The 9784-nt window shown below is 40.2% G+C and carries 10 protein-coding genes and 1 tRNA gene; 2 read left to right on the top strand and 9 right to left on the bottom strand.

Going from position 1 to position 9784, the window contains the following annotated elements; all coding sequences use genetic code 11:
- Nucleotides 1–280 precede the first annotated feature (280 nt).
- Entirely contained in the window at nt 281–2773 is a 2493-nt protein-coding gene (gene ptsP / locus FJR04_RS00005) for a phosphoenolpyruvate--protein phosphotransferase (RefSeq protein WP_174763488.1), read from the bottom strand.
- Between the two features lie 333 nt (nt 2774–3106).
- On the opposite strand from ptsP, the gene FJR04_RS00010 reads away from it, so the two are divergent.
- Nucleotides 3107–3475: a hypothetical protein gene (locus FJR04_RS00010; protein WP_168490642.1), complete on the top strand. Its 369-nt coding sequence runs from the start codon at nt 3107–3109 to the stop codon at nt 3473–3475.
- A 215-nt stretch (nt 3476–3690) separates the two neighbouring features.
- Here the strand turns inward: FJR04_RS00010 and aroB are convergent, their stop codons facing one another.
- On the bottom strand, nt 3691–4788 hold the full coding sequence (gene aroB, locus FJR04_RS00015; protein ID WP_168490644.1) for a 3-dehydroquinate synthase: 1098 nt from the start codon (nt 4786–4788) through the stop codon (nt 3691–3693).
- A 144-nt stretch (nt 4789–4932) separates the two neighbouring features.
- On the opposite strand from aroB, the gene petL reads away from it, so the two are divergent.
- On the top strand, nt 4933–5025 hold the full coding sequence (petL, locus tag FJR04_RS00020) for a cytochrome b6-f complex subunit PetL (protein ID WP_168490664.1): 93 nt from the start codon (nt 4933–4935) through the stop codon (nt 5023–5025).
- Between the two features lie 403 nt (nt 5026–5428).
- Here petL and FJR04_RS00025 read toward each other — a convergent pair whose 3' ends face one another.
- The 7 genes from FJR04_RS00025 to FJR04_RS00055 form a co-directional block, all read right to left on the bottom strand.
- Nucleotides 5429–5914, bottom strand: a complete 486-nt coding sequence (locus FJR04_RS00025) for a cupin (RefSeq protein ID WP_254445170.1) — start codon at nt 5912–5914, stop codon at nt 5429–5431.
- 387 nt (nt 5915–6301) lie between these two features.
- Nucleotides 6302–7276 carry an alpha/beta fold hydrolase gene (locus FJR04_RS00030; RefSeq protein ID WP_168490666.1) on the bottom strand — a complete coding sequence of 325 codons (975 nt, stop codon included), beginning with the start codon at nt 7274–7276 and terminating at the stop codon, nt 6302–6304.
- A gap of 90 nt (nt 7277–7366) precedes the next feature.
- Nucleotides 7367–7600 carry a hypothetical protein gene (locus FJR04_RS00035; RefSeq protein ID WP_168490667.1) on the bottom strand — a complete coding sequence of 78 codons (234 nt, stop codon included), beginning with the start codon at nt 7598–7600 and terminating at the stop codon, nt 7367–7369.
- Nucleotides 7601–7684: 84 nt separating this feature from the next.
- A tRNA-Val gene (locus FJR04_RS00040) sits at nt 7685–7758 on the bottom strand.
- Between the two features lie 69 nt (nt 7759–7827).
- Nucleotides 7828–8607 (bottom strand): photosystem II S4 domain protein, encoded by a 780-nt coding sequence (locus FJR04_RS00045; RefSeq protein WP_168490669.1) that lies wholly within the window; start codon nt 8605–8607, stop codon nt 7828–7830.
- Nucleotides 8608–8686: 79 nt separating this feature from the next.
- Nucleotides 8687–9187, bottom strand: a complete 501-nt coding sequence (locus tag FJR04_RS00050) for a hypothetical protein (protein ID WP_168490670.1) — start codon at nt 9185–9187, stop codon at nt 8687–8689.
- Nucleotides 9188–9239: 52 nt separating this feature from the next.
- Nucleotides 9240–9629 (bottom strand): hypothetical protein, encoded by a 390-nt coding sequence (locus FJR04_RS00055; protein ID WP_168490672.1) that lies wholly within the window; start codon nt 9627–9629, stop codon nt 9240–9242.
- Nucleotides 9630–9784 lie beyond the last annotated feature (155 nt).

Raw genomic sequence — 9784 nt, forward strand, 5'->3', positions numbered from 1 at the left:
TATTTAATGATGTGAAATTATGATTCAGATAAAAATATATTTTCTAGGACTTACGCATTGACAAGATCAACCAAATATGATGTATGGGTTTCGGGCATTTTAACGTGATTTTTCGATGATTTTTGAGCGATCTCTATTGATCGGAAGTTAATCGCCAAAAGCCTGAAACGACGGATTTTCGTTCATTCACATCATGGTGAATTTGTACAGTGCGTAAGTCCTAATTTCATAAAAAACATCCTGTTAATCCTGAAAATCATAAGTTCGAGTTATAGCTTGATTATAAAGCTCTGACACTGGTTGCAGAATCTTGTTGTAAAGCAAGGGATGCGATCGCTTGTGCTTGTGTCATCGTTAATCTGGTAATCTCTTGTTTGAGAGGTGCTATGGCTTGGGGATTAACACTCAACTCATCTAAACCCAAACCTAATAAAATTGGTGTAATCATAATATCTGCGGCCAATTCTCCACATAATCCTACCCAGATATTTGCTGCATGGGCGGCTTGCACAGTTTGCTGAATCATCCTTAATACCGCAGGTTGCAAAGCATCAGCTAGATTTGCTACTCTGGGATTATTGCGATCGCCTGCCATGACATACTGACTTAGATCATTAGTCCCTATACTAAAAAATTGTACTTCCTTTGCTAACTGATCAGCGATCGCTACTGCTGCCGGTGTCTCAATCATAATTCCCACTTCCATATTTTCATCAAAGGGAATTTCCTCCTGGCGCAATTCCCCCTGCACTTGGGCTAAAATTACCTTAGCTGCCCTAACTTCTGCTAAAGTAGCAATCATCGGCAACAGAATTTTAATATTATTCCCAGCACTAGCGCGTAAAATTGCCCGTAAGTGAGTTTTAAATAACTGTGGATTTTCTAAACAAAAGCGAATTCCCCGCACTCCCAAAAACGGATTTGCTTCTGTGACTCCTGTACTCATGTAAGGAAGTGGTTTATCTCCACCAACATCAAGAGTCCGAATAATTAAAGGACGATTTTCCAAAACTTTAGCAATAGACTGATATACTGTTAATTGCTTCTCTTCACCGGGTAAGCTGTCACAATCGAAGTATAAAAACTCAGTTCGCAATAGTCCAACCCCTTCTGCTCCATTACTAATTGCTACTTGAGCATCCGCAATACTGCTGATATTTGCTAAGATCGGAATCCGCTGCCCATCCAGAGTAATAGCTGGTTGATGTGCCTGTTTTTGTGCTTCCTCTTGGGCAGTTTGCCAAGCTTGACGTTTTGCTTCTAAAGTTTCTACAATCTTTGCATTTGGCGTAATCCAAGCTTTGCCACTTTCCCCATCTAGGGCAATTAAAGTTCCATTTTCTACCTTGAGGATTTTTGCATCTACACCCAAAACAGCCGGAATTCCTAATGTTCTGGCAATAATCGCACTATGAGAAGTAGCACTACCGAAAGTCGTACAAATACCTAAAACCTTCTGTGGATCTAATCTAGCCGTATCCGAGGGAGTTAAATCTGTAGCCAGAATGATAGATGGTGTAGTTATTTCCAAGTTAGCAGGCGCATTCCCTAGTAAAATTCGTAACACCCTCCGCCCCACATCTACGACATCATCCACCCGTTCTTGTAAATAAGCATCCTCAAGTTGATAATAGGAATTTGCTACTTCATCCACCACTGTTTGCCAAGCTGCTTCGGCATTAATATGTTGTTCAATAATCCGTTTGCGCGCCGCTTCGAGTAATAGAGGATCTTCTAAAAAGAGCAAATGGGCATCAAAAATAGCTGCTTCCGCATCACCAATTTGTACATAAGTATGGGATAATAAACCCTGAATTTCTTGTTTAGCGATTTGAATCGCCGCTTGTAATCTTTGCCACTCTATTTCCACATTTTCGATGCGATATTGAACAATAGACATGGGTACAGATTCATAATGAACTACCGGAGCGATCGCTATTCCACCAGAAGCACCAATTCCCAACAGTTCCCCTTCTGTTGCTGGTGTCACTTCCTGGGGTGCAACCCGTCGGACTTTAATCAGACGATCATCTTCACCAAAATTATTGACAATTAAGGCTTGTAATGCCGTTAACGCCGCTTGAGCATCTGTACCAGTAGCAGTAATTAATAATTCATGTCCTTGACGCGCTCCCAAAGTAGCAACTTGATTAATACTATCACTGCGAACCGCTGCCGTACCTCGTGTTAAATTTTGTACCTGAATTTGGGATTGATAGCGGGATGCAGTGGCGACAAACTGCGCTGCTGGGCGGGCGTGTAAACCTAAGCGGTTCTTGATTGTGAGGCGAATTTCCCTAGTTTTTTCTGCACTGACACCCCGTTTCCTCGCCATAGGACAAGCGTGAGGTTTAAGATTGTCACTCACACCCAAAAGTGTGGCTTTGGCTAATAATGCCCCTTGAGCTTCAGCAATGACCGTTTGGATGCTGTTACCAGCCGCAGCCGAAACAGCCGCCGCTATAGTCCCTTCTACGAAAGGTGATGAACATAAATATACCTTGGCTCGTTGTTCGGGAGAGAGGAATTCTAAAGCCATTTCTGCGCTCATGACGGCGCTACCCAAATCCATCAACACCAAAACACCAGCATCGGAAAATACGGAAATTATGGCTTCATATACCTGCATTGCGTCCGTACCGAGAGGATTTTCGGGATCTTCTATCCCCGCGGCTATGGCTATGGGAACTCGTTCATGAACCATCTGTACAGTAAGTTCTCGTACTCCCAGTGCTAATTGTTTACTATGAGAAACTATAACTAATGATATAATGCTCATATTCAGTTTATTTAGATAACTACTTGAGTTTAGAAAATCGAGCTTTTTGGGGCAAAATACTGAGAAGTTATAGCTAAAAACAAGTTATCGTTTTAACTGTAAATAAATACATTTAGATCCATTCTTTAGACATCTACTCTAATGTTATCAACTTAGCGATCGCAGGTCTAAAGTCTGAAGATTCACTTAAGATTAGGCAAATGGGTAATTATTGATGATGTCCTCTTGCCTTTTGCCTTTTCTTGGATAAGATAGACTGATTTACCACCAAATTGTCAGAAAAGATAAATTGGTTTGTTTCCCTAATAACAAGGTTTTTAAGTGTACATGAACAAAAAATTTATTTTAACTTTAATTTCTAGCCCCGTATTGTTTACGTCCATGCTATCTATGGTGATGATGGCTAGACCGGCTCATGCTAATCAAGTAATTAAACCTGCTACTACTACTTCTCTATCTTGTGTCCGTTCTTCTGACTCTGCAAGGTTAAGTTCGAGATGTATAAAGGAAAGTAATGCTGCTACGACTGTTACAGAATCATCTATGCAAGGAACACAAGCACAACCAAATAATCCTGATGAGCTAGAATTCACCGATGCAGACAGTGATTTAGCTATCAAGTTATTTGGCTGTGATTGTCCTGTTTGTGTTACTGCTGCCCGTCAATTAAACGGTATCGCACCTTTACCTGTTTAAAGGTGTAGAAGTAGGAGCATAGAAGAAGGAATGATCAACCACGAAGACACGAAGGACACGAAGGAAAGAGAGTTTGAGAGATATTTTGCGTAAGTCCTTAAATCCTATTCTTTCTCCTCTTCTTGTCTCCTGACTCCTGTAGGGGCGAAGCATTCGGGCGATAAATTATCCATTTTTCCCAAGTTTATTTTCCGAATGCTTCGCCCTTACGACTCCTATTCCCTATTCCCCAATAATACTTCTCGAATCATCTCCGCTGGTACTTCGTCGGTAACTTTGACTTCACCAATTTGGGTTGGTAGTACAAATCTGACTTTACCAGATTTGACTTTTTTATCTAATTGCAAAGCATCAATAATCGCTTCACTATCTAAACCTGCGGGTATTTGGGTTGGTAAACCTGCTTTTTTAATTAAGACGTTTTGACGTTCTGTGTCTGCTTGTTGCCAAAGTCCCAACTTTACAGAAATTTCTCCTGCTGCTACCATACCGATTCCTACAGCCTCACCGTGTTTCAACAAACGGTACTCTGTTAAGCTTTCCACCGCATGACCAATGGTATGACCATAATTTAAAATTGCCCTCAGTCCAGATTCTTTTTCATCTTTGCTGACAACATCTGCCTTTGCTTGACAGGAATGAGTTAATATGCTGTTTATCAGGTCGGATTTTACATAGCGGAGTTGGTCAAGGTGTTTACTTGCTTCTAGTTGGGTAAACAATTCGGTGTCCCAAATAACGCCGTATTTGATCACCTCTGCCATTCCTGCTCTGAATTCCCTCGCGGGTAGGGTTTTTAATACTTCTGGGTCAATTAAAACTAGACTGGGTTGATGAAATGCACCAATCAAGTTTTTGCCGTGGGGATGATTTACGCCAGTTTTGCCACCAATAGCCGAATCTACCATTGCTAAGAGACTGGTAGGAACTTGCACAACATTGATGCCTCTGAGCCATGTAGCGGCAGCAAAGCCCGTCATATCACCAACAACTCCTCCCCCCAAGGCTACCATTGTAGAGGAGCGTTCTAGGCGATTTTCCAGGGCGATATCATAGAGTTTTTGAATAGAGTTGAGGGTTTTGTAGCGTTCACCGGGAGGTAAGTTGTAGCTGACGACTTCAAAACCGGCATTTTGCAAAGATGCGATCGCTCTTTCGCCATAATATTTAAATATCATCGGGTTAGAAACTAGCAATACCTTCTTACCTAGTTTCAAACTCGCCATTTGTTCACCTAGTTGATCTAAACTCCCAGGTGCGATCGCAATATCATAAGACTTTTCTGGTATATCTACTTTAATTACAGAACTCATTCCACAACCCTAATATCAGCACTCGTCCGCGTATTTTACCCCAATTTGGCAACTTCTTTCCGGTTGCCTATTCCCTCTTCCCTGTTCCCTTTCAGAATTATTGATGATTCAATATAAATAAGTAACTAATTTGGAGAAAGGAAAATGGCTGTAATTGAATATGTTGTATTTTTAGGTGTGTTTATGGGTGTAGCTGTAGGCTTATTGTTTGGTCTGCGTTCTGCCAAGATCCTTTAATTGCCAATTGATTCAGCTTTAACCCTGATAGTACAGGCATTTTCCCTGCTACTCAAACCCCCCTTAAAAAAGGGGGTATCTAACAATTACCTAGTACTTACGCAAAATCATGAAAAGACGTATCCCTTACGGGATTCGATAGCTTGCGTGGCGACGCAGGAGCCATAGACATACCGCAGAGGACACAGAGAAATAAGAGTTTCGGAGGGTTATTTGATAATACAAAACAGGTAGAAAATACTCCAGCTATTCCTGTGATTATGATGTCTAATTGTAGTGTGGAATTAACAGATAAGACCTCGTTTAGTAATTCACAAAATATCTATTTATAACAAAAAAGTAATGTTTTTGAGCGTATTAGATTCTATTCTTTTAGTGAAAAAGCAATTGCTGATGCTATAAATCAATTAGAAAAACTATGTTCTCTAAATAATTTTTTTGCCCAATCTATATCATAAGGTATGGGAGGTTTCACCGGACGATAATCTTTTTCATCGCTTTGCCCGTGCTGTAAAACAGCATTGACAACTATACAAGGTTCTTCACTAAGATTAATTGCACCATGTAATACCCCCGGAGGAATTGTAATAATTGTTGGTTCTTTTTCACTCAAAAATGTATATTGATATTGGCGGTTGTGCAAAGTAGTTATTAAAATCTGTCCCTTCACCACTAATAATTGATCTGTTTGATGTCTATGCACAAACATATTATCTATAAAATTCCCCGAAACATGAACCAACATAGTTTGATTACTGTTCGCTAAAGAGTAAAATGAAACCATGCCCACTGTCATGGAATTTAACTTGCGAATTTCAATTGTTTTACTGCCAGTCATTTTTGTACCTCGTGATTTTCCTAATTGGAGTAAATCTAGCAAGCGTGCCATGAGAAGCAAGTAATACAAAACCTCAGTTTGTAAGATGACAGAATATAGCTAAAACCTTGATTTAGGTATAGATTATTTCATAGAAACCAATACCTAAAAGTATATTTAGTAACATTAAGAATAAGTTGAATAGCTTTTAGTATAGAAATTGCTACATAAAATCATTTCTTTGGAGGATTTGGCGACTTTTTACAAGTATTTAGTTTAATACTTATCTATCCACAATGCTACGCAATTCAACAGTTTTGACCAATTGAACGCAGATCGCTCCTACCATTCAAAGTAAAGCGATTCCTACGGAGCGCTTCGCTATCGCCTATTTCCGTCAATGCTGAAAATTATTAAAGCAATGCCTTCAGCGATCAAGAGAAAAGTTACAATTATTTTCTAATTACCCATTTTATCTGTCAAAAACTGAATCAGCAGTTTGTTAACTTCAATGGAGCGTTCTTGTTGAATCCAGTGACCAGCCCCCGGTAGCAATACCTTCTGCTTTAAATTAGGTACGTTGTGTTCTAAGTTATCAAATGCTTCATGGTACATTGTAATTACTGCATCTACTTCTCCTGCCACAAACAGTGCTGGTTGGTAAATCTTTGCACCACTGAGAAAATGTGTTAGTTCCCAATTTCTATCTATATTGCGATACCAATTCAGTCCTCCCCGGAAACCAGTTCGTTCAAACTCAGAGGTAAAAAAATCAATATCTTGCTCTGTTAACCAACCAGGAAGCTTATCTGGTACAGAGCTTGTATCGAATGACTTCTCTGACTTGTTGTACAGAAAACGCCAACGTTTAGCAGGTGGTGGATCTCCTGATGCAGAGTAGAGAATTGAAAGTATATTTGTACGGATATCTGATTCTAGTTCTGCTTCTGCTTTGCCTGGTTCTTGAAAGTTTAGTTGATAAAATTCTTGCTCACCTGCCATCAGCCTCATCGCTTCTGTTGGTTTTATATTATCCCAAGTACGGGGTTTATAAGGCACACTAAGCAGGGTGAGAGAGCGAAAAATATCTGGACGGAGCAAGGCACAATACCAGGCCACAACTGCACCCCAATCATGTCCAACGATAAATGCTTGTTCTTCACCTAAAGCATTGACTAAACCAACAATATCACCCACCAACTCAAAAATATTGTAATCTTCAATGGCTGCTGGTCTGTCTGTCTGTCCATATCCACGCTGATCTGGTGCTACTACATGAAATCCTGCTTCAGCTAATGCAGATAACTGATGTCGCCAAGAATACCAACTTTCCGGAAAACCATGACATAAGATGACTAGTTTACCCTGCCCTTGTTCGGCAATGTGCATCTGAATGTTGTTGGTTTTGATAAAACGATGAGTTACCGAAGTCATGTTTATTACCTGCCAGATTGATGTTATTAAAATAGAGTTTCAAATACGCTTGAATTCAGGTTCAGGATAACTAGTACCGCTTTCTCGGAATTAAAAATTAAAAAAGCAGATGATACAAGCTTCTTGAGAATTTTTAATGGTTGGTTGATTTACGCCGTTATGTACTAGTATGTACCCTTCGGAAGCTCGTGTATCTAAACTAATGACTAAGCCTGGATATCTGAGATACAAACAGGTTGGTACTATGTTACAGCAAGCAAAATCTAATTTTTCTGTTTCACCCAGCTTGAATGATTGTTGAGCTAAAAAAAAAGTTAATTGCATCTCTTTTTCAACCATCATCTTGCCGTTGCGGCAATTTCAAACTTGAAATCACACACTTTAGCGGACAACTCACAGATAAAAATATGGACGGTATTGGACTCGAACCAACGACCCCATCGATGTCAACGATGTACTCTAACCACCTGAGCTAACCGTCCCTAATGACATAGATTATTAAGATAGCATATAAAATATAATCTGTCAACCACTAAAACCAAAATTCCATCCTACATATATCTAGTCAATTGCACCCGATAACGATCCTTTTTCGTAACCGCAATTTCCCCAACTTCCAACCGCCCTTTTCCGCGAATAGCGATTAAATCCCCTGATTTAACGTGGGAACTGGCTTGAGTGACTTCCTTCCAATTGACACGCACATCATTAGAGTCAATTAAATCCACCATTTTACTGCGGGACATTCCAAACCCAGCAGAAGCAACCGCATCTAACCGCAAAGAAGCCTCCACAGTCGTCATTTCCTTCTTCTTCGGTTCGCGGATTTTTAACTCACTCATATCAATGCGTTGAGTTTTCACTGGTACAGAACGCACCTGTTTTAAACTCATCTCTAAAAATTCTACCAATTCAGGTACAACAATCACCTGCGCCCCTCTTTCCCCCAATACAATCACATCTCCCGTTTTTTCGCGCACAATCCCTGTTCCCAACATTGCGCCTAAAAAATCCCGGTGATTTGCAGTATCAAACAAGAAATTACCAGCAATTTCTAAAGCATTGATAGCAACTTGAGATTGATCTAATGGTAAATCAGAACGAGCGATCGCTAATCTTTGTCTTTCGGCTTGAGGATATCCACCCCAAGCTACCAAATGCACTTCTGTCAAGCGGCTAAATACCCGTTGAACTTCCGCTAACTCCGGCGGAGACAAAAAATCTGTAAATACCACTTCCCACGTCTTAATAGCTTGATCTGCCTGATCAATCACACGGGCAATAGTATCGCGGTTTTCAACACCTTTTAAAAGTTCTTCTCTAGGTAGCATGGAATTATAGGAGTTACGGGAGTCAGGAGTCAGTGGGAAATTACCCAGTCACCAATTGTCAATTGTCAATTGTCAATTATCAATTAGTTTCTGCATAACCTTGAATATTTTCCGGTTCAAACTGACGCAAAATACGAGTAGCTTGACGAGTCAGAGTTTCCGAACCCTGTACCACAATTAAATACTTACCTGCATCCAAGCGATTGCGATAAGGTAAAGCATCACCACCACCCTCAAATAAACCAACGCCACCACCTACAAATACGCTACCCATTGCACCACTACCAGCCCCTAGAATGCCGCCAACTACATGATTTCCAATTTCCCCAGCCCAAGCAAAAGTATCTAAACCTGTGATTAAACTGAAGGTAAAACCGGAAAAAAAGCCAAATGGTACTAACCAAATCGCCATTAGCTTTACTTGTTTTTTCGCTTGTTCTTTGGGATCAATTAAACCAAACTCATCAGCACTTTTGTACCCTCTACCGAGAATAGTTCCATTTATGCCTTCTCTTTCTAATGCTAAATCAGCGGCTTCGGCTTGGATGCGATCTGGTAATACTGCAACAAGATAATTCATTAATTTTAAAGTAATATTTAAATTAAAGTTGACCTACGAGTATATTTACAACTCATGATTGATGTGATTTGAGCAAATCCAATGGCTCACAAAAGTTATTCACACCTTGTTGAAGAATATAAATCAAGACGGGTGTAGCCAGACTTTTGGGAAATGTCGGTATTGTCCTTAGATGTACTATCATCTCTTGAATTGACCCATTTAACAAGTCGCCTCGATATTCTTGTTCACAAATGGCCGCCCGCCATTTTTTGGCTAAAGCATCTAACCACTCGGAATTAGTTTGTTCTGGTTCTTGTCCGGCTTTAATAGCCAGAGTCATTACCGCATCCTCTAAATCTCCATCGCAATCCTCTATCAAGTCTAATGCTTCCATAGCTTGAGGATCATCTACCAACTGAGAACGAAACTTTGCAATCTCTTGTGATGTGACTTTAGCCATAATTTTTTGACTAGCCCAGGTTTTGAAGACTATTTTACACCATTAAGGATTGGTAATTGGTGATTGGTGATTTGTCAGTTGTCAGTTGTCAGTTGTCAGTTGTCAGTTGTCAGTTGCAAAAGAAGATTTTTCTCCCCTGCTCCCCTGCTCCCCTG

Source organism: Anabaena sp. UHCC 0204 (assembly GCF_009711975.1).
In the GTDB taxonomy this organism is placed as follows: domain Bacteria; phylum Cyanobacteriota; class Cyanobacteriia; order Cyanobacteriales; family Nostocaceae; genus Dolichospermum.